Consider the following 18,163-nt stretch of genomic DNA (forward strand, 5'->3'; position numbering starts at 1 on the left):
CCGGGGCTCGCAGAATCCGTCTGTGGTGGTCGTGACGGCCATGCGAACGAGATCTGGAGGGCCCATGAGCGAGCTCGCGAGCTCATCGTCGGCGCAGCGGCACCGGTGGAACTGGCGGGCGGCGGCGCGCTGCCGCACGACCGACGCCGACGGGCTGTTCGTCACCGGCGCGCAGCAGCGGGAGGCGCGGATGTTCTGCCGCTCATGCCCGGTGCGCACGGAGTGCCTGGCGCACGCGCTCGACGAGCGCATCGAGTTCGGGGTCTGGGGCGGCATGACCGAGCGGGAGCGGCGCGCGTTACTGCGCAACCGCCCCGAGATCGGGTCCTGGTACGAGATGCTGATCGACGCCCGATCGGCCTACTACGCCGCCGATCCCGGAGTGGACCCCTACGAGCACACCGCCACCGGGCTGGCCAGGGCCGCCGAGCAGGCGGTGGCCGCACGGATGGCGCAGCGCCTGCACGAGTCGGCCTGACCCGGCCGCCACGGACGACCAGTGCCTCGCGCGGAGACGCCGCGGATCTGGTGGGCCGGTCTCGGACGGAGTGCCGGTTCGCGCCGGCCGGTGTGGATCTTGTGGACCGGGCGGTTCTTGTGGCCGATACACGGCCGGGTAGCTCGGTGCGCCGGTGTGCAGCGGCACGTGCAGGTGGGCGCCTACGGCCGGGCGGGCGCGGCGGCAGCGGGCGGCGCGGCGGCAGCGGGCGGCGCAGCGGCAGCGGGCGGGCGCCCTGCGGGGGCACTCGGGCCGGCTGGGCTTGCCGGCGTTGAGCACCCAGCGCATCTTCGGGTCGCTACGGGCGCACCGGGCAGACCGCGGAGCAGGCGGCGGTGCGCGAGCTCGAGGCGCGGCCGGGCCGCCCGACGCGGCCCGGCGGGCCGACGCAGCCGGGCGGGCCGACGCAGCTCGGCGGGCCGACGCAGCCGGGCGGGCCGACGCAGCCGGGCGGGCCGACGCAGCCGGGCGGGCCGACGCAGCCGGGCGGGCCGACGCAGCCGGGCGGGCCGACGCAGCCGGGCGGGCCGGGTACACCGGCGGGAGGCGGTACGGGGCACACATCGGCCGATACGACCGGACCGGGCCGACTCGGCGGCGAATCCTCGCAGTCGGGTGGACCGACGCAGCCCCGGAGCCGACACAGCCGACTGGGAGGTGGCGGCCGAACGGGGAGAGCCGAGGCAGCCGGGCCTCGACGGTACAGAAGTGGGGCACGGCGCTTGTCGGACCGAGTCATCGCCGGTGGTCCGGTACCCCGAGCGCGGCCGCTCGGCTCGCTCCGCGGGCCTTGATCGTCGATTCGGAACGGCCGACCGCGCTGAGCACGGTTGCCGGTTCCCGGTCGTCGATCATCGTGCATGGCATCGGCCTCGATCGCCGGTTCGGAACCGGCAGGCGCGTCAACAGCGCCTGGAGGTTCCGAGGCGGCGATCATCGAGCACGGCCCGCCAGCCCCGCAGGCCGAGCCCACAGCCCAGCCCCGCAGCCCAGCCCCGCAGCCCAGCCCCTCAGCCAGCCAAGCGATCGAGCCGGCCGCCTGCCCACCGGTCGAGCCGGGCCCGGTCCACACCCCGCCACCTCGGCCCCACACCCCCGGCCGTGCCGTGGACCGGTGCCGTGGACCGCTACTCCGCCTTGCGCAGCGGCGTGGCGTCCGGGGCGGGGGTCGGGGCCGTCGCGTCGGCGAGCCGGGCGCCCACCTCGCGCAGACCGGCGAGGTCGGCGATCTCGGCCGCGACCACCGGCACCCGGGCCACGGCCACCGTCGGGTGGGCGTTGCTGAACCGCGCGAGCAGCCGCTCCTCGCGCTCGGCGAGGTCGACGCGGTCGGCGTGCAACCGCAGCACCGCCACGGCCAGGGGCGCGCCGCGCAGCCCGTCGGCGACGTCTCGCGCCTTGCCGGCGGACAGCGGGGCGAGGACCGGGTGGGTGCGGTTGAGCACGAGCCCGGCCAGCGGCATGTCCTCGCCCGCGAGCCGGTCCACGAAGTACGCGGCCTCGCGCAGCGCGTCCGGCTCCGGCGCGGCGACGACGACGAACGCGGTGCCCGGCGAGCGCAGCAGCGCGTAGGTGGCCTCCGCGCGCTCCCGGAACCCGCCGAACATGGTGTCGAAGGCCTGCACGAACGCGGACGCGTCGGCGAGCAGCTGCCCGCCCAGGATCGTCGACACCGCCTTCGCGAACAGCGAGAACCCGGCTCCCACGATCTTGCGCAAGCCGCGGCCGCCTGCACGCGCGGGTGCCGAGAGCAGCCGGATCATGCGGCCGTCGAGGAAGGTCGACATGCGCTGCGGGGCGTCGAGGAAGTCGAGCGCCGAACGCGAGGGCGGGGTGTCGACGACGATCAGGTCCCACTCGCCGGTGGCGGCGAGCTGGCCGAGCTTCTCCATCGCCATGTACTCCTGCGTGCCGGAGAACGACGAGGAGATCGTCTGGTAGAAGGGGTTGGCGATGATCGCCTCGGCCCGGCCGGGCTCGGCGTGCGTCTCCACCATCTCGTCGAAGGTGCGGCGCATGTCCAGCATCATGGCGTGCAGGTCGCCGTCGGCGTCCTGGACGAGTCCGGGCTCGTTGGTCAGCGCCTGCAGGCCCAGTGCCTGCGCGAGCCGCTTCGCCGGGTCGATCGTGAGCACGACGGTGCGGCGGCCGCGCTCCGCGGCCCGGATCGCGAGCGCCGCGGACGTGGTGGTCTTGCCGACCCCGCCCGACCCGCAGCAGACGATCACTCGGGTGTCCGGGTCGTCGATCAGCGCGTCGACGTCGAGCGCGGCCGCGGTCCTCATGCCCGTACCCCGGTCCCGACGCCCTGAGCCACGAGTTCCTCGGCCAGTTCGTAGAGCGATCCGAGGTCGATGCCGTCGACCATGGTGGGCAGCTCCAGACGGGGCAGGTCGGGGCCGGAATCGAGCCGGGCCAGGGCGACGCCCTCGGCGTGCACGCGCACGGCGTGGTCCACGGTCTCGTCGACCAGCGCGCTGATGACGTCGGGTGGCAGGTCCAGCCCGGCGGAGGCGAGCCCGGCGCGGATGCGGTCGGCGTCGACGCGCCCGCCCGCGGCCGCGGTGACCGAGCGGCCGGGCAGCCACTGCGGACGCACCTGGTTGACGATCACCGCGCCGGGCCGCAGATCGGCGTCGACCAGCTGGTCGACAGCATCCAGCGTCTCGGTGACCGGCAGGTCCTCCAGGAGCGTGACCAGGTGCACCGCGGTGGCCGGGGAGTGCAGCAGCCGGACGACGCCCTCGGCCTGGTTGTGGATCGGTCCGACCTTCGCGAGGTCGGCCATGGCCTTGGTGACGTCGAGGAAGCTGACGACACGGCCGGTCGGCGGTGCGTCGAGGACGACGGCGTCGTAGGCCGGGCCGCCACCCGGGTCGCGGCGCGTGACGCACTCCTTGACCTTGCCGGTGAGCAGCACGTCGCGCAGGCCCGGCGCGAGCGTGGTGGCGAACTCGATCGCACCCATCTTGCGCAGTGTCCGGCCCGCCATCCCGAGGCGGTAGAACAGCTCGAAGTACTCCAACAGCGCCGCCTCGGCGTCGATCGCCAGCGCCCGCACCTCGCCGCCTCCGGGCGCCACCGCGATCCGGCGCTCCTCGTAGGGCAGCGGCGGCGTGTCGAACAGCTGCGCGATGCCCTGGCGGCCCTCCACCTCGATCAACAGCGTCCGTCGTCCGTCCGTGGCGAGCGCCAGGGCGAGCGCCGCGGCCACCGTGGTCTTGCCGGTGCCGCCCTTGCCGGTGACGACGTGCAGGCGCACCTGCGCCAGATCGTCGTGCCACGCCGCCGTCGTCGTCATGACCACCAGGTTACGAGCACGTGTGCGGACCGGGCGCTCGATCGGAGTGAGGCGCTGGCTACAGTCGGGCCATGAGCTCCCCCTCGCAGACCAGGTGGGAATACCTCACCGCCCCCGTCCTGATCCACAACACCCAGGCGATCCTCAACAACTTCGGCCGCGACGGCTGGGAGCTGGTGGCGGTCACCACCGGCGCCAACCCCGAGCAGCTGGTGGCATGGTTCAAGCGGCCGGTCCAGGGATGACCGCCGACGTGCTGGCCTCCGCGCAGGCGGCGTCGTGACGGCCCCGAGCGCGCGGCTGCGCGAGCTGGGCATCGAGCTGCCGAAGGTCGCCGCACCCGCCGGGGCCTACATCCCGGCCCGGCGCAGCGGGAACCTGGTGTTCACCGCGGGCCAGGTGCCCTTCGTGGACGGCACGCTGGCGGCCACCGGCAAGGTCGGCGCCGAGGTGGGCGTCGAGCAGGCGCGCGACCTGGCCCGCACGTGCGCGCTCAACGCGCTGGCCGCCGTCGACGCGCTCGTCGGGCTGGACGCCGTCACCGGCGTGGTGAAGGTGGTGGGCTTCGTCGCCTCCGCACCGGGGTTCACCGCGCAGCCTGCCGTGATCAACGGGGCGTCAGACCTGTTCGGCGAGGTGTTCGGTGAGGCGGGAGCCCACGCCCGGTCGGCCGTGGGCGTGGCCGAGCTGCCGATGAACGCCCCGGTGGAGGTCGAGATCATCGTCGAGGTCGGGGGGTGACCGCCGAGCAGGCGGGTCACGACCTGCTGGTGCGGCTGGCCGGGAGGCTGCCCGACGCGGTGCTCTGGCGGCTGCGCGACTGGCTGGCCGCCCGGGCCCGCGCCCCGCTCGGCGCCATGCTGCCGCGCGAGCTGCTGCGCCACCGCGTCGGCCTCACCGACGACGAGCGTGAGCTGCTCGTGCGCAGCGCGGGCGAGTGGGGGGCCTCGCGACGGCTGCTGGAGGCGGTACTGCCGACGGACTCCGTCGTGGGCACCGAGTTCGTGTTCCACTCCGGGCCGCACGGGCTCGACACCGCGGCGCTCAGCGTGCTCGGCGTCGTGCGCGGGCATCCGGGCTCCGTCGAGCTGCGGCAGGCGTGGCGCGCAGGCCCGCGCCGCGAGCAGCGCGTGGTCGTCGTCCACGGCGGTGAGCGTCCCTGGACGCTGACGGGCACGGTACAGCGCGTGCTGCGGGCCCACGGCGACCGCACACCGTGCGTCGAGGTGCTCCCGGCGCACGGGGAGCCTCCCGCCTACCACCAGGCGGCCATCATCGGCTCGGCGCCGTTGTGGCGGACGGCCGTGGAGGCAGTCGCAGTAGGGGCGTGATGGTTCCTCCGACTGCCGGCGGGCGGGAGACAGGATGACGGAATCGGGAGGGCCGGTGGACGACCGGACGACGGGGGCCTCGCCCCACGAGCTCCTGCTGGCACTTGCCGGCCGGATCGACGACGACCTGCTCGCCTGGTGTCGCGAGCTGGTCGCGGTGGGCGAGGACGGGCACGCGGTCGAGCTGCTCACCGCCACCCTGATCGCCGACCGCACCGTCCTCCCGGCACGCGCGCGCGCTGCCGTGGTGGCGGCCGCCCGGGCCGCCCGTACCGACCTGGACGCCGACGCCGCCCTCGTGGCCGCCGAGACCGAGTACGGGACGCCGCACCGCTTCGACGCCGGACCCTCCGTCGACGCCCTGGCCGCCGCCGTGGGCGCGCTGCCCGCGCGCCAGGTCGCCGGCTGCCGGACCTGGGTGACCTCGCGGCTCACCCCCGCAGGCACCGCGCCCGGGCCGCTGCCGCACCCGGTCGTGCTGGTCGAGGTCGCCGAGGACACGCGGCCCGTCGATGTCCTCGCCTACCAGATGGCGATCGCCTGCGAGCGGGCCGGACAGCGGGCGGCCGTGGAGGTCGTCGTCGCCGGTGCGGACCGCCCGCAGTACCAGCAGGAGGCACTGCGTACGGCCCGTCCGGTGCACGTCGACGGGGCGGCGGCCGCCGTGCACGGGGAGTCGGGCCCACGGGAGCCGGGCCCAGGTGAGTTCCCGGCGGTCTTCGCGACGGCGGACGCCTTCGCCACACCGGAGGTCCGGCCGGAGCCCGTGGCGTTCCTGTCCCCGCCGCGGGATCACCGGCCTGCGGTGGCCGAAGCTGCCGTGGCCGAGCAGGAGGCGCCGGAACCGCCCGCGTCCGTGCCCGCCGCCGAGGAGCGGGAGGGGTCGGGGTGGCGCGCCGCCCGTGGCATCGTCCCGCCCCCGGCATCCGAGGCCCCGCCCCCGGCGCCCGAGCCGCTGCCCCCGGTATCCGAGCCGGCAGCGGGCGAGACCCCGGTGCCCGAACCGAGCACGCCCGAACCACCGGCCACCCGGCGGCGCTCGTTCGCCCCGCTGCGCGGACTGGCCGGGCCCGACGGCCGGCCCGGTCCGGCGCGAACCGTCACTCCGCTGCCCCGCCCGGCGACCCGGCCGGGCCCACTCCAGACCGGGCACGGCACCCCTCGCCCGCTGGCCCCGGTGGCCGACGACGGCACGACGCCCCCGATCCTCCCGCTCCCGGCGGCCGACACCGACACCCCCGAGTTCGCCTCGCTGGGCGATCCGTTGAGCGAACCGGTCGAGCCGGAGCCCCACCGCGAGACGGTGATCGACGAGGACGACCCGCTGGGGATCGGGCGGCTGCCGGTCCACGACGCGCAGCCCGGGTTCGGGCCGGCCGCCCCGGCCGCGGACTCGTGGCTCGCCGACTGGATCTCCGGCGACTGGGCGATGCCCCGATCCGCACTGGACGGGGCTGCCGGCCCCCTGCCCCCCGTCGACGGCTCCGACCTCCGGACCTCGCCGCGAGCGGAGGCACCCGCGTCGCGCGAACGGGCGGAGCCGCCGCCCGCCGACCGCGTTCCGCAGATCCGGCCACGGGTCGAGATCGACCGGGTCGACCCCCCATCGCCCCGCCGACCGGTACCGCCGGCTGCCCCGGTGCCGGCGACCGCGGCGACGGGCACGCCCGGCGTCCCGCCGGAGTCCGAGCCGGAGCAGACGGGCCTCATCCTGCGCCCGGAGTCCGCCGCCCGGCTCAGCGAGTCCGACCGCGAGCTGCTCGCCCGGCTGCAGGCCGACCTGGGCGAGGGGTCCCGACGACGGGTCACCCGCCAGCCCGGGATCGACGGCGACGACGGCAGGCACGAGTCGTCGACCGGCACCAACGGCCGGGGTCAGCGGCCTGCGGCGCCCCCGGACATGACGGGCTGACCCGCGAGCCCGAGCGCCCGCTCGACGATCTCCTGCAGCGTCACGGCGTGGGCGATGTCCAGGCCCACCGGCGGGCCCTCCCTACACGCGGCGGCCACGAAGTCGTCGAGCAGCCGGGCGTAGCACGCCGTGGCGTCGCCGACCCCGCCGGACAGCTCGTGCCGCCCGGCCCCGCCGAACACCGTCAGCTCGATCTCCGACGGATCGACGGGCAGCCGCAGCGAGAGCGTCACCGTGCTGTGGGCGCCGCCCGCGTGGTCGAGCCCGAGTCGCCAGAGGTCCGGCTCGTCGTGATGGGCCCAGCCCACCCCGGTCACCGGGCCCAGCGCCGCGCCGAGCAGGTCGATGGCGTGGGGACCCAGGTCGAGCAACGCGCCGTGCTCGGCCCGCCACGCCGACGCCGCGTACTGGCCGCCGAGCAGCGAGCCCGAGAGCCACCGCACGGCGCCGACGGTGTCGGGTCCCGCGCCGTCGGGGATGCCGTCGAGCCACGCCCGGATCCTCGGGTCGTAGCGCAGCGTGAGCACGACGGCCGACGTGAGACCGCGCGCCGCCTCCGCCAGGGCGCGGGCCGCGGTCAGGTCGGCGGCCAGCGGCTTCTCGCAGACCAGGTGCTTCCCGGCTGCTGCGGCCCGCACCGCCAGCGCCCCCTGCACCTGCGGCGGCACCGCGAACGCGACGGCGTCGACGGCGTCGAGCAGCTCGTCGAGGTCAGCGGCCGCCCGGCTCCCCAGCCCGTCGGCGAGGGCCGCCGCGATCTCGGGACGGCGCGTCCACACCGCCGCCAGCTCGGTGCCGGGGTGCGCCGCCAGCGCGGGCCCGTGCACCCGGCGAGCCCACGGCCCGCCCCCGACCAGTCCCACCCGCAGCCTCCGCACCGCCTACATTCTGCTCGTGACCCCCGAACCGGCCGTTGCCCGTCCCGCCGCCACGGTGCTGCTCATCCGCGATGCCGACGGCCCCCGGCCGCTGCAGGTGTTCCTCCAGCGCCGGGTGGCCGGCATGGCGTTCGCGGGCGGGATGACCGTGTTCCCCGGCGGGGGCGTCGACCCGTCGGACCTGCCTGATCCCGCGCTGTGGTCCGGGCCGGACCCCCACTGGTGGGGCAACCGCATCACCGCAGGCGCCGACCTCGCGGGCCGGCTGGTGCACGCGGCCGTCCGCGAGACGTTCGAGGAGTGCGGCGTGCTGCTGGCCGCCCGCGCCGACGGCTCACCGCCCGACCGGGCGGTGTTCCCCGCCGAGCGGGCCGCGCTGGTGGCGCGCGAGCGCACCCTCCGGGACGTGCTGACCGCCGGCGGGCTGGTCCTGCGGGCCGACCTGCTGCACGCATGGGCGCGCTGGGTCACCCCCGAGGAGTCGCCACGCCGCTACGACACCGCGTTCTTCGTCGCCGCCGTGCCGGAGGGCCAGCAGGCCGACGCGCACACCACCGAGGCCGTCGAGGCGGCGTGGTGGCACCCGGCCCAGGCCCTGGAACGCTGGCAGGCCGGTGAGATGGAGCTGATGGCGCCCACGTTCCGCACCCTGCAGGAGATCGGCGAGTACCCGGACACGGCCTCCGTGCTGGCCGCGGCCGCCGAGCGGGAGGTGGCGCCGGTGACGCCGCGGGTACGCAAGGACGGCGACCACGTCGTGATCGTGCTGCCCGGTGACCCGGACTTCGAGATCGCCGCGGGGCACCTGCAGCCGGGTGGCGCCACGTGAGCCATCCCGCCTACCGCACGCTCCGGGCCGTCACCCCGCTGGCCTCGGTGCTGCTCGCCGACAACCCGTCCCCGATGACGCTGGAGGGCACCAACACCTGGGTGCTGCGGGCGCCCGGCGTCGAGGGGTGCGTGGTCGTCGACCCGGGGGAGGACGAGATCGGGCACCTGGAACGGGTGGCCGCCCAGGGGCCGGTGGCGCTGGTGCTGCTCACCCACCGCCACCACGACCACGCGGGCGGCGCGGCGCGGTTCGCCGCACTCACCGGTGCGCCGGTGCGGGCGCTCGACCCGTCGCTGGTACTCGGCTCGGAGGCCCTCGGCGAGGGCGACGTCGTGGCCGCGGCCGGGGTCGAGCTGCGCGTCGTCACCACGCCGGGACACACGTCGGACTCGGTGTCGTTGCTGCTCGACGGGCCCGGCGCCGCGCAGGCTGTGCTCACCGGCGACACGATCCTCGGCCGCGGCACCACCGTGATCGCCCCGCCGGACGGCGCGCTGGGACCGTACCTGCACTCGCTGCGCCGCCTCGCCGAGCTCGCCCCCGGCACCGCGGTGCTGCCCGGCCACGGCCCGGAGCTCCCGGACGCGCCCGCCGTCGCGGCGGCGTACCTCGCCCACCGCGAGGAGCGGCTGGAGCAGGTGCGGCACGCGCTGACGCGGCTCGGGTCCGGCGCCACCGCCCGACAGGTCGTCGAGCTGGTCTACGCCGACGTCGACGAGTCGCTGTGGCCGGCCGCGGAGTGGTCGGTGCAGGCGCAGCTGGCCTACCTGCGCGGCTGATGGGGTGTGGCGCACCCGGTCACAGCGGGGTGGCTCTACTCCGGTCCGATCGGAGCACAGCCACCCCGCCGTGGCTCTCGGACGGCGCCGAGGCCGGTCGGCGGCATCGGGGCCAGGGTCGCGCGGCGCGCCCAGAGCACCGTCGCCACCGCCGCTCCGGCGATGCCGCCCGCCAGGAACGCGCTGGGTGGCCCGGCCAGGTCGACGGCCACGCCGGCCATGACCTGCCCGCCCGAGATGCCGAGGACCGCCGCGGTGACCACCCAGCCGAACCCCTCCGTCGAGGTGCCGGCGGGGGCCGCGAGCTCGACACCGAGGGAGTGGGCCGTGACCTGCGGGGTGATCAGTGCCCCGGCCGCGAGCATCGCCACGACCAGTACGGGCAGCCCGAGCGGGCCGATCAGTGCCATCGCCGCGACGCAGGCCGCGAAGGCCGCGAGCAGGAACGGCATGCGCAGGTGCAGCGGCCGCGGCCACGGCGAGAGCGAGTATAGGAAGCCGGCGAGCACCGAGGTCACCGACCAGGCCGACAGCAGCACGCCGCCCAGCAGGGGCGAGCCCGCCGCCGTGCCCACGGCCGGCACGCCCACCTCGACCGAGCCGATCACCAGCCCGAACCCGAGCGACGCCAGCGCGACGGTGCGCATGCCGGGCCGGGCGAGCGCACCCAGCATCCCGACCGAGGGGCCCGCGGGGGCCGGCCGCTGCGCGCGGACCGGCCTGCTGAGCGCGAAGATCGACGTGCCGACCACCATCCCGGCCATCGCGACGGCGAGACCGGTGCCCGGCCACGGCGCCACCACCAGGATCGCGGCCAGCGCCGGGCCGAGGATGAAGAAGACCTCCAGGCTGATCGCCTCGTAGCTGTACGCGGCGTCGCGTCTCGGCCCGGCCGGCACCAGGTGCGCCCACAGCGCCCGTGACGCACCGGGCATCGCGGGTCGGACCAACCCGGACAGGGCCGCCACCCCCACCAGCACCGCGAGCGGGGCGCCTGCCTCGAGCGCGAGGATCAGCCCACCGCCCGCGAGGGCATAGGTCAGGGCGGCGAGCAGCAGGGGCCGGGTGGGGCCGACGCGGTCCATCAGCCGCCCCTGCCCGACCGCGCCCAGGGACTCCCCGGCCAGTGCCCCGGCCGACACCAGCGCGGCGACGGCGTAGGAGCCGGTCACCCGCTGCGTGTAGAGCAGCACGGCGAGGGTGGTCATCGCGATCGGCAGCCGCGCGAGCGCCGAGGCGAGCGCGGGCACCAGCGCGCCGGGGGAGTTCAGGGCGGCGCGGTAGTCGGCGAGCGCGGCGGACGAGGAGGACACGACGAGCAGGGTCGCACATTCTGGGACGACCGTGCCACTTTATTCCGGCGGATGCGGCTGCGAACAGGGCGGCGACGTCCTCCCCCCCCCCCCCGCGGCCGGGGTACCAGCCGGCCCCGATGCGGCGGGCGCCATGCACAGAACCGCCCACGTGGCCGACCGTGGCCCCGGACGACGGCGCCGCACGCGGTGAACAAACCGCGTCCGCGGGCCGCACCGCCGCAACCACCTACCTGCGGTGACCCGCCATGATCGACGTACCGGAACGCGCAGCGGGGCCGGACACGCCTCCCGGTTCCCGCACGCCGATCACCGGCACGGCGCCGACACCCCTCGGGTCAGCGGGCGCGGCGGGCCAGGCGCTCGGGCTCCAGGATCAGCACGCTCTTGCCCTCCAGCCGCAGCCAGCCGCGGTGGGCGAAGTCGGCGAGCGCCTTGTTGACGGTCTCGCGGCTCGCCCCGACCAGCTGCGCGATCTCCTCCTGCGTGAGGTCGTGGGTGACGCGCAGCAACCCCGACTCCTGCGACCCGAACTGCCGGGCCAGCTGCAGCAGCGACTTGGCCACGCGACCGGGCACGTCGGTGAAGATCAGGTCGGCGAGCATGTTGTTCGTGCGCCGCAGCCTCCTGGCGAGTACCCGCAGGAGCTGCTCGGCGATCTCCGGGCGCTTGCCGATCCACTCCCGGAGGGCGGCGCGGTCCATGGTGTAGGTGCGCACCTCGGTGACGGCCGTGGCTGACGACGTCCGCGGGCCCGGGTCGAAGATGGACAGCTCTCCGAACATGTCGGAGGGGCCCGCCACCATCAGCAGGTTCTCGCGCCCGTCCGGCGACTTGCGCCCGATCTTGACCTTGCCGGCGCCGACGATGTAGAGCCGGTCACCCGGCTCCCCCTCCGCGAAGATCACGTGCCCACGCGGGAACTCCGCCGGTTCCAGCGCCTGCGCCAGTGCGTCGGCCGCGTGCGGCTCGACGCCCTGGAATATGCCTGCGCGGATCAGAATCTCGTCCACTTCACCGCTCCTCGTCCCGGCCGCTGCCCCGCGGCGGATCACCGGCGCGCCAGTCTAGGGGGTACGCCAACAGTCCGTGACACCGCAGCGGCCGTTTCGGGTGCACGACCGGGGGACATCGGGTCGAACACGCCGCCGCGAGCCCGATCCGGGCCGACGGCGACGACGGTCAGGCGGCCCTGCTGGGCTTCTCCGGCTTGCCCCCGCGCGGGTGCCGGTTGCGCAGCCGGAACAGCTCCAGCGCCCGGACCGTGCCCTGCCGGAACAGGGCGCGTACCTCGTCGGGGCGTGGGCGCTCCAGCAGCTCCTCGAGCTCCTCCGGGCGCACGGTGGACTCCCGCAGCCTGGACTCCACGCGCTCCATCCCGAGCGCGAAGAACATCACCAGCAGCGGTACGAGTACGGACAGCCAGGCAGTCATGTCGGGACAGATGTTCCCGCACTGGCTCCGGCCATGCGTCGCGGGGGTCGCCGCGTCGCGATCCCGATACCCGTTCGTGACCCGGTTCGGCGGGTGCCGGGACCGTCGGGGGGTCGCCGTACCCTCGTGGGCGTGACAGGTTCCGCCGCTCCCACCGCACGCAGCGCAGCCAAGCTCGCCAGGCGGGTGGCTGCGGGCGAGCCGCCGCTGGGCCGCGCGCGACGCGTCGGTCGGATGCTGCGCGAGCTCGCCGTCACCCATCCCGACGCGCACTGCGAGCTCGACTTCTCCACGCCGCTGGAGCTGGCCGTCGCCACGATCCTGTCCGCGCAGAGCACCGACAAGGGCGTCAACCTCGTCACGCCGTCGCTGTTCGCCCGCTATCCCACGGCGCTGGACTACGCCGGGGCCGACCGCGCGGAGCTCGAGGAGCGGATCCACAGCACCGGGTTCTTCCGCAACAAGGCGTCCTCGCTCATCGGGCTCGGTGCCGCCGTCGTCGAGAAGCACGGTGGCGAGCTGCCAGGCACGCTCGACGAGCTCGTCAAGCTTCCGGGCATCGGCCGCAAGACGGCCAACGTGATCCTCGGCAACGCCTTCGACGTTCCCGGCATCACCGTCGACACCCACTTCGGCCGGCTCGTCCGGCGGTGGGGCTGGACCGAGGAGGAGGACCCGGTGAAGGTCGAGCACGCGGTCGGCGCGCTCGTCCCCAAGCGCGACTGGACGATGACGTCGCACCGGGTGATCTTCCACGGGCGGCGGGTCTGCCACGCCCGCAAACCCGCCTGCGGCGCCTGCACGCTTGCTGCCGACTGCCCCGCCTTCGGCGCCGGCCCCACCGATCCCGAGCAGGCCGCGGCCCTGGTCAAGGGTCCCTCGCGGCCTCGGTTGCTGGCCCTGGTCGGGATCTCCGAGGCCGCTGCTCCCGCCGCTGCGGCGTCGGTCGCCGACCAGGACGTCCCATGATCCGGTCGCGGCCCACCACCGCAGGCCGCCGCGGGCGATCGCGGGCGAGCGGGCGATGAGTGGCCATCCGCAGGCCGCGCGCACCGGTGCGGGCCGCGCCGAGATCGTCTCCACCGTGCTGGTGCTGCTGCTCGTGGGCCTCGCGGTGTTCGCCCTGTGGCCCCGCGGTGCGGATCAGGCCGACCCTACCGCCACCCAGCGGGTCGCCGTACCCGTCGGTGACGCGGAACTCGCCCCGCTGCGGGCCGCCGCCGGGCTGCCACCGTGTCCGACGGGAGCCGGCGGGCCCGGCGGCCCGCTCGACGGGGTCACCGTCGGCTGTCTGGGTGCCGCGGGGGAGGTCGACCTCGGCGCGGTCACGGCCGGGGGCCCGATGCTGATCAACCTGTGGGCGTCGTGGTGCGCCCCCTGCGTGGAGGAACTGCCGGTCCTGGCCGAGTACGCCGCGCGCCCCGGCGCGGTCCCGGTGCTGCTGATCGATCTCGACGACGACCCGCGGGCCGCGCTGCGCCTGCTCGACGACCTCGACATCGCGTTGCCCTCGGCCGTCGACCAGGGCAACGCCGTCCGTCTCGCCCTCGACGTGCCGCCGAGCCTGCCCTACACCTACGTCGTCGACGGCGGCGGCAGGCCCACGCGGGTCGACCCGCCGGTCCCGTTCCGCACGGCCGATGCGGTGGCCGCCGCGGTCGCCGAGCTGAGCCCGCGGTGACGCTGCAGCCCGAGCGGGCCCCCGAGCGGCTGCGGCCCCTGCTCCACGCGGTGCGCGACGTCGACGCCCCCACCCTGAGCCGGCACCGCATCCCTCCGCCCGACGGCGGGCGCCGGGCGGCCGTGCTGATCCTGCTCGGCGAGCATCCCGCCCACGGCACCGATGTGCTGCTCGTGGAGCGGGCGAGGACCCTGCGCGAGCACGCCGGACAGGTCGCCTTCCCCGGCGGCGGCACCGAACCCGGCGACGCCGACGCCGTGGCCACCGCGCTGCGGGAGGCCGAGGAGGAGACCGGCCTGGATCCGGAGGGAGTGGTGCCGCTGGCCCTGCTGCCCGACCTCTACATCCCGCCGTCGGGTTTCGTCGTCACCCCGGTGCTGGCGGAGTGGGAGCGGCCCTCGGCCGTGCACGCCGTCGACGCGGGGGAGACGGCGGCCGTCGAGCGGGTGCCGATGACCGTGCTGGCGGAGCCGGCCAACCGGGTCCAGGTCGGTCACCCGTCCGGATACGTCGGCCCGGGCTTCCTGGTGGCGGGTCTGCTCGTGTGGGGCTTCACCGGGGGCCTATTGTCCGCGCTGTTGGATCTGGGGGGATGGGCGCAGCCCTGGGCACCGGCCCGGGTACTGGACCTCGACGAGGCATGGACGGCGGCCCGGGCGGGCCGACGCGGGATCGCGGGATCATGAGGGCAGTCTTGGTGAGCGGGGCTCGCGAGCGAATCGACAACACAGCGCTTCCCCAGCGCAGCGCCGAGCGAGCGCAGCGAGGGAGTGCAATGAACGAGCCCGCGAGCGAATCGACAACACAGCGCTTCCCCAGCGCAGCGCCGAGCGAGCGCAGCGAGGGAGTGCGATGAGCGAGCCTGCGAGCGAATCGTCAGCACAGCGCTTCCCCAGCGCAGCGCCGAGCGAGCGCAGCGAGGGAGTGCGATGAGCTGGGTCGATGTTCTCGTGGTGGTGCTGGCGCTGATCGCGGGGGTGTCCGGGTGGCGGCACGGGATGGCGGTGGCACTGCTGTCGTTCGTCGGCGTGCTCGGCGGGGCGATCCTCGGCGTGCGGCTGGCGCCGCTGCTGGCCTCGGGCATCGAGTCCAACAACGCCCGCATCATCGTCAGCATCGTGGTGGTCGTCGTGCTGGTGGCGCTGGGTGAGACCACCGGGGTCTACTTCGGCCGCCGCATCCGCGACCGCATCACCGGCGAGCACACGCTGCGCGTGGACTCCACGCTCGGATCGGTGCTCCAGGCGATCACGGTCGTCATCGCGGCCTGGCTGGTGGCGCTGCCGCTCGCATCGGCGAGTTTCCCCGGTCTCGCGTCCGGGATCCGGGGATCCGAGGTGCTGCGCGTCGTCGACTCGGTGATGCCCGAAGGTGCCCGCGCGCTCCCCGACGAGCTGCGGCAGCTGCTCGACAACTCGGGCTTCCCGGAGATCTTCAGCAGCCCCTTCGACCGCACCCCGATCGAGGAGATCGGCCCCCCGGACCCGTCGCTGGCCGGCAACGCGGTGGTGCAGCAGGTGGCCGGGAGCGTACTGAAGGTCCGCGGGCGGGCGCCGTCCTGCCAGCGCGCGCTGGAGGGCACCGGGTTCGTGATCGGGAACGGCCTGGTGATGACGAACGCGCACGTGGTCGCGGGCACCCAGGACGTCGGGGTCGAGGTCCTCGACGGGCGTGGCAACCCCGACCTGCTCGACGGCGACGTCGTCCTCTACGACCCGCGGGTCGACATCGCCGTGCTCCGCATCCCCGGCCTGGACGCTCCGGAGCTGGTGTTCCGGCCCCGCCCGGCCCAGGCCGGCGAGGACGCGATCGTGCTGGGCTACCCGCTCGACGGGCCGTTCGTGGCGAGCCCGGCGAAGGTCCGGCAGCGGATCACGCTGAACGGGCCCGACATCTACGACGACGGTGAGGTCAGCCGGGACGTCTACACCGTGCGCGCGATGGTGCAGTCGGGGAACTCCGGCGGCCCGATGATCGACCGCGACGGCCAGGTGGTCGGTGTCGTGTTCGGCGCGGCGCTGGACGACAGCGAGACCGGCTTCGTGCTCACCAACGAGCAGGTGGCGGCGTCGGTCAACCCGCAGGCCCAGCTCGGTGCCGAGGTGGACACCGGCGTCTGCGCGAACTAGTGCCGGCCGGTCAGACGTCGCGGGTGATCGTCTGCTCGCGGCCGGGGCCCACGCCGATCGCGCTCACCGGGGCACCGGTGAGCTCCTCGATCCGCTCGACGTAGGCGCGGGCGGTGGCGGGGAGCTCCTCGAAGGTGCGGTACGGGGAGAGGTCCTCGAACCAGCCGGGCAGCTCCTCGTAGACGGGCACGGCGTGGTGGACGTCGGTCTGGGTCATCGGCATCTCGTCGACGCGGCGGCCGTCGATCTCGTAGCCGACGCAGACGGGCACCGTCTCCAACCCGGAGAGCACGTCGAGCTTGGTGAGGAAGAAGTCGGTGATCCCGTTGACGCGCACGGCGTAGCGGCCGATCACGGCGTCGAACCAGCCGCAGCGGCGCGGCCGGCCGGTGGTCACGCCGACCTCGCCGCCGGCCTTGCGCAGGTGCTCGCCCATGGCGTCGAGCAGTTCCGTGGGGAACGGGCCGGACCCGACGCGGGTGGTGTAGGCCTTGAGGATCCCGATCACCCGGGTGATCCGGGTCGGGCCGATGCCGGAACCGACGGCGGCACCGCCTGCCGTCGGGTTCGAGCTGGTGACGAACGGGTAGGTGCCGTGGTCGACGTCGAGCAGGGTGCCCTGCGAGCCCTCCAGGAGCAGCGACTCGCCCGCTTCCAGCGCCTGGTTGAGCAGCAGCCGGGTGTCGGCGATGCGGTCGGCGAAGCGCCGCCCGTACGCGAGGACGGTGTCGACCACCTCGTCGACGTCCATCGCGCGCCGGTTGTAGACCTTCACGAGCACCTGGTTCTTGGTGGCCAGCGCGGCCTCGACCTTCTGGTGCAGGATCTTCTCGTCCAGCACGTCGGCCACGCGGACCCCGACCCGCGCGACCTTGTCCTGGTACGCGGGGCCGATGCCGCGGCCCGTCGTGCCGATCTTGGCCTTGCCCAGGAACCGCTCGGTGACCTTGTCCATCTCGACGTGGTACGGCATGATCAAGTGCGCGTCGGCGGAGATCATCAGGCCGCCCGTGTCGACGCCGCGGTCCTCCAGGCCGGAGAGCTCCTCCAGCAGCACACCGGGGTCGACCACGACGCCGTTGCCGATCACGTTCTTCACCCCGGGTGTGAGGATGCCCGACGGGATCAGGTGCAGCGCGAAGTTCTGGCCGTCGGGGAGCACCACGGTGTGACCGGCGTTGTTGCCTCCCTGGTAGCGCACCACCCACTGCACCTGGTCGCCGAGGATGTCGGTGGCCTTGCCCTTGCCCTCGTCGCCCCACTGGGCGCCGATCAGCACGATGGCGGGCATGTGAGACTCCAGATCTGAAGGCGACGTGGCGGCGGGAGGGTAACCGATCAGGTGGGTTCGATCGACTCGGAACTTCTGCTGCTGACCTGCGCGGACCCGTCCGGGGAGCGGTGGCTCCGCGGTTACGGTAGTCGGCGGGTCCCCACGGTCGACGGGGTGCCCACCGTGACGTTGCCCGCCCGCCCGGGGCGCGCTGACCTCGATCCCGTCCTCACCGAGCACCGACCCGGGCGGATCATGGTGCACGGCACGGACGCCGACCTGGCTGCCGTAGTGCTGCGCCTGCTGCGCACCGAGCGGCTCGACGTCGAGGTCGCCTACCTCCCTTCCCCTCGGCGGTCGGCGGTGGCCGCGATCTGGGGGTTGCCGAGCGGTCCGGCGGCCCTCGCCCTCGCGATGGGGGGCCGGGCGGAGCCGGCACCGCTGGTGCGCGACGACACCGGCGGCGCGCTGGTCGGCCGCGCGGAGATCCGCGAGCTGCGCGGCGAGTGCTGGTGCGACGACACCCTCGTCCTGCGCGGCACCGCCCCCCGTCTGGTCGTGGCTCCCGGACCGCGCGGGATCGCGGTGCGTGTCGGGCGCGGCTCCGGCCTCCCCGACGGCCTGCCCCGGCCCGCGCCCTCGCGCTCCCGGATCGGGGCGGGCGGAGCGGTGGGCCGGGCGGTCCAGGTGGGCGGCACGCCCTTCACGGTCACGGCCGACGGGCGGGCGTACCCACGCCCGTTGGAGCGGCGCACCTGGTACCGCCACACCACCGACTGGCTCCTGGTCCGCCCGTGACGG

Annotated in this window: 19 protein-coding genes; 12 read left to right on the plus strand and 7 right to left on the minus strand. The window is 75.1% G+C overall.

Going from position 1 to position 18,163, the window contains the following annotated elements:
* Positions 1-64 precede the first annotated feature (64 nt).
* Positions 65-478 (plus strand): WhiB family transcriptional regulator, encoded by a 414-nt coding sequence (locus tag Q1K26_RS20000; RefSeq protein WP_300015126.1) that lies wholly within the window; start codon positions 65-67, stop codon positions 476-478.
* Between the two features lie 1,148 nt (positions 479-1,626).
* Here Q1K26_RS20000 and Q1K26_RS20005 read toward each other — a convergent pair.
* Positions 1,627-2,784, minus strand: a complete 1,158-nt coding sequence (locus Q1K26_RS20005) for an ArsA family ATPase (RefSeq protein WP_300015129.1) — start codon at positions 2,782-2,784, stop codon at positions 1,627-1,629.
* Positions 2,781-3,800: an ArsA-related P-loop ATPase gene (locus Q1K26_RS20010; protein WP_300015132.1), complete on the minus strand. Its 1,020-nt coding sequence runs from the start codon at positions 3,798-3,800 to the stop codon at positions 2,781-2,783. Before Q1K26_RS20010 ends, Q1K26_RS20005 begins: the two co-directional genes overlap by 4 nt.
* 71 nt (positions 3,801-3,871) lie before the next feature.
* Here Q1K26_RS20010 and Q1K26_RS20015 point away from each other — a divergent pair, with 71 nt between their 5' ends.
* Genes Q1K26_RS20015 through Q1K26_RS20030 form a run of 4 tightly spaced genes read left to right on the plus strand, consistent with a single transcriptional unit; the run spans position 3,872 to position 7,043 of the window.
* Positions 3,872-4,045: a hypothetical protein gene (locus Q1K26_RS20015; RefSeq protein WP_300015135.1), complete on the plus strand. Its 174-nt coding sequence runs from the start codon at positions 3,872-3,874 to the stop codon at positions 4,043-4,045.
* Between the two features lie 34 nt (positions 4,046-4,079).
* The gene (locus Q1K26_RS20020) at positions 4,080-4,541 is read left to right on the plus strand and encodes a RidA family protein (RefSeq protein ID WP_300015138.1); all 462 of its coding nucleotides are present in this window, start codon (positions 4,080-4,082) and stop codon (positions 4,539-4,541) included.
* A complete protein-coding gene (locus Q1K26_RS20025; protein ID WP_300015140.1) occupies positions 4,538-5,131 on the plus strand; it encodes a hypothetical protein in 594 nt (197 codons plus the stop codon). Before Q1K26_RS20020 ends, Q1K26_RS20025 begins: the two co-directional genes overlap by 4 nt.
* 34 nt (positions 5,132-5,165) lie before the next feature.
* Positions 5,166-7,043 (plus strand): hypothetical protein, encoded by a 1,878-nt coding sequence (locus Q1K26_RS20030; RefSeq protein WP_300015144.1) that lies wholly within the window; start codon positions 5,166-5,168, stop codon positions 7,041-7,043.
* Here the strand turns inward: Q1K26_RS20030 and Q1K26_RS20035 are convergent.
* Positions 7,007-7,921: a Gfo/Idh/MocA family oxidoreductase gene (locus tag Q1K26_RS20035; protein WP_300015146.1), complete on the minus strand. Its 915-nt coding sequence runs from the start codon at positions 7,919-7,921 to the stop codon at positions 7,007-7,009. The two genes, Q1K26_RS20030 and Q1K26_RS20035, sit on opposite strands and share 37 nt — an antisense overlap.
* Positions 7,922-7,937: 16 nt before the next feature.
* Here Q1K26_RS20035 and Q1K26_RS20040 point away from each other — a divergent pair, with 16 nt between their 5' ends.
* The gene (locus Q1K26_RS20040; protein ID WP_300015148.1) at positions 7,938-8,750 is read left to right on the plus strand and encodes an NUDIX domain-containing protein; all 813 of its coding nucleotides are present in this window, start codon (positions 7,938-7,940) and stop codon (positions 8,748-8,750) included.
* Complete coding sequence (locus Q1K26_RS20045; RefSeq protein WP_300015151.1) at positions 8,747-9,532, plus strand: MBL fold metallo-hydrolase; 786 nt, start codon at positions 8,747-8,749, stop codon at positions 9,530-9,532. The genes Q1K26_RS20040 and Q1K26_RS20045 overlap by 4 nt, the downstream gene beginning before the upstream one ends.
* 35 nt (positions 9,533-9,567) lie before the next feature.
* Here Q1K26_RS20045 and Q1K26_RS20050 read toward each other — a convergent pair whose 3' ends face one another.
* The 3 genes from Q1K26_RS20050 to Q1K26_RS20060 all read right to left on the minus strand — a co-directional run bounded on the left by Q1K26_RS20050 (position 9,568) and on the right by Q1K26_RS20060 (position 12,279).
* Positions 9,568-10,845: an MFS transporter gene (locus tag Q1K26_RS20050; protein WP_300015154.1), complete on the minus strand. Its 1,278-nt coding sequence runs from the start codon at positions 10,843-10,845 to the stop codon at positions 9,568-9,570.
* Positions 10,846-11,183: 338 nt separating this feature from the next.
* Complete coding sequence (locus Q1K26_RS20055) at positions 11,184-11,858, minus strand: Crp/Fnr family transcriptional regulator (protein ID WP_300015157.1); 675 nt, start codon at positions 11,856-11,858, stop codon at positions 11,184-11,186.
* A 169-nt stretch (positions 11,859-12,027) separates the two neighbouring features.
* On the minus strand, positions 12,028-12,279 hold the full coding sequence (locus tag Q1K26_RS20060; RefSeq protein WP_300015160.1) for a hypothetical protein: 252 nt from the start codon (positions 12,277-12,279) through the stop codon (positions 12,028-12,030).
* A gap of 234 nt (positions 12,280-12,513) precedes the next feature.
* On the opposite strand from Q1K26_RS20060, the gene nth reads away from it, so the two are divergent.
* From nth to Q1K26_RS20080, 4 genes are all read left to right on the plus strand, one after another.
* Positions 12,514-13,248, plus strand: coding sequence for an endonuclease III (nth, locus tag Q1K26_RS20065; RefSeq protein ID WP_300015362.1), 735 nt, complete (start codon positions 12,514-12,516; stop codon positions 13,246-13,248).
* Between the two features lie 55 nt (positions 13,249-13,303).
* Entirely contained in the window at positions 13,304-13,960 is a 657-nt protein-coding gene (locus Q1K26_RS20070) for a TlpA disulfide reductase family protein (protein WP_300015163.1), read from the plus strand.
* Positions 13,961-14,010: 50 nt separating this feature from the next.
* Entirely contained in the window at positions 14,011-14,646 is a 636-nt protein-coding gene (locus Q1K26_RS20075) for a CoA pyrophosphatase (RefSeq protein ID WP_300015365.1), read from the plus strand.
* Positions 14,647-14,889: 243 nt separating this feature from the next.
* Positions 14,890-16,089: a MarP family serine protease gene (locus Q1K26_RS20080; RefSeq protein ID WP_300015166.1), complete on the plus strand. Its 1,200-nt coding sequence runs from the start codon at positions 14,890-14,892 to the stop codon at positions 16,087-16,089.
* A 10-nt stretch (positions 16,090-16,099) separates the two neighbouring features.
* On the opposite strand, the gene Q1K26_RS20085 is transcribed toward Q1K26_RS20080, so the two are convergent.
* Positions 16,100-17,380: an adenylosuccinate synthase gene (locus Q1K26_RS20085; RefSeq protein ID WP_300015169.1), complete on the minus strand. Its 1,281-nt coding sequence runs from the start codon at positions 17,378-17,380 to the stop codon at positions 16,100-16,102.
* A 156-nt stretch (positions 17,381-17,536) separates the two neighbouring features.
* Between Q1K26_RS20085 and Q1K26_RS20090 the strand changes: the two genes are divergently transcribed.
* Positions 17,537-18,160, plus strand: coding sequence for a hypothetical protein (locus Q1K26_RS20090; RefSeq protein WP_300015172.1), 624 nt, complete (start codon positions 17,537-17,539; stop codon positions 18,158-18,160).
* The last annotated feature ends 3 nt before the right edge of the window (positions 18,161-18,163 follow it).

This window comes from Pseudonocardia sp. (genome assembly GCF_029263155.1).
Taxonomy (GTDB): domain Bacteria; phylum Actinomycetota; class Actinomycetes; order Mycobacteriales; family Pseudonocardiaceae; genus Pseudonocardia.

What these genes read in the sequence shown, in the direction of transcription:
- Q1K26_RS20080 (WP_300015166.1), top strand. Translation starts at nt 14,890, where the DNA reads ATGAGCTGGGTCGATGTTCTCGTGGTGGTGCTGGCGCTGATCGCGGGG.
- Q1K26_RS20030 (WP_300015144.1), top strand. Translation starts at nt 5,166, where the DNA reads ATGACGGAATCGGGAGGGCCGGTGGACGACCGGACGACGGGGGCCTCG.
- nth (WP_300015362.1), top strand. Translation starts at nt 12,514, where the DNA reads ATGCTGCGCGAGCTCGCCGTCACCCATCCCGACGCGCACTGCGAGCTC.
- Q1K26_RS20085 (WP_300015169.1), bottom strand. Translation starts at nt 17,380, where the DNA reads ATGCCCGCCATCGTGCTGATCGGCGCCCAGTGGGGCGACGAGGGCAAG.
- Q1K26_RS20060 (WP_300015160.1), bottom strand. Translation starts at nt 12,279, where the DNA reads ATGACTGCCTGGCTGTCCGTACTCGTACCGCTGCTGGTGATGTTCTTC.
- Q1K26_RS20005 (WP_300015129.1), bottom strand. Translation starts at nt 2,784, where the DNA reads ATGAGGACCGCGGCCGCGCTCGACGTCGACGCGCTGATCGACGACCCG.
- Q1K26_RS20070 (WP_300015163.1), top strand. Translation starts at nt 13,304, where the DNA reads ATGAGTGGCCATCCGCAGGCCGCGCGCACCGGTGCGGGCCGCGCCGAG.
- Q1K26_RS20000 (WP_300015126.1), top strand. Translation starts at nt 65, where the DNA reads ATGAGCGAGCTCGCGAGCTCATCGTCGGCGCAGCGGCACCGGTGGAAC.
- Q1K26_RS20015 (WP_300015135.1), top strand. Translation starts at nt 3,872, where the DNA reads ATGAGCTCCCCCTCGCAGACCAGGTGGGAATACCTCACCGCCCCCGTC.
- Q1K26_RS20010 (WP_300015132.1), bottom strand. Translation starts at nt 3,800, where the DNA reads ATGACGACGACGGCGGCGTGGCACGACGATCTGGCGCAGGTGCGCCTG.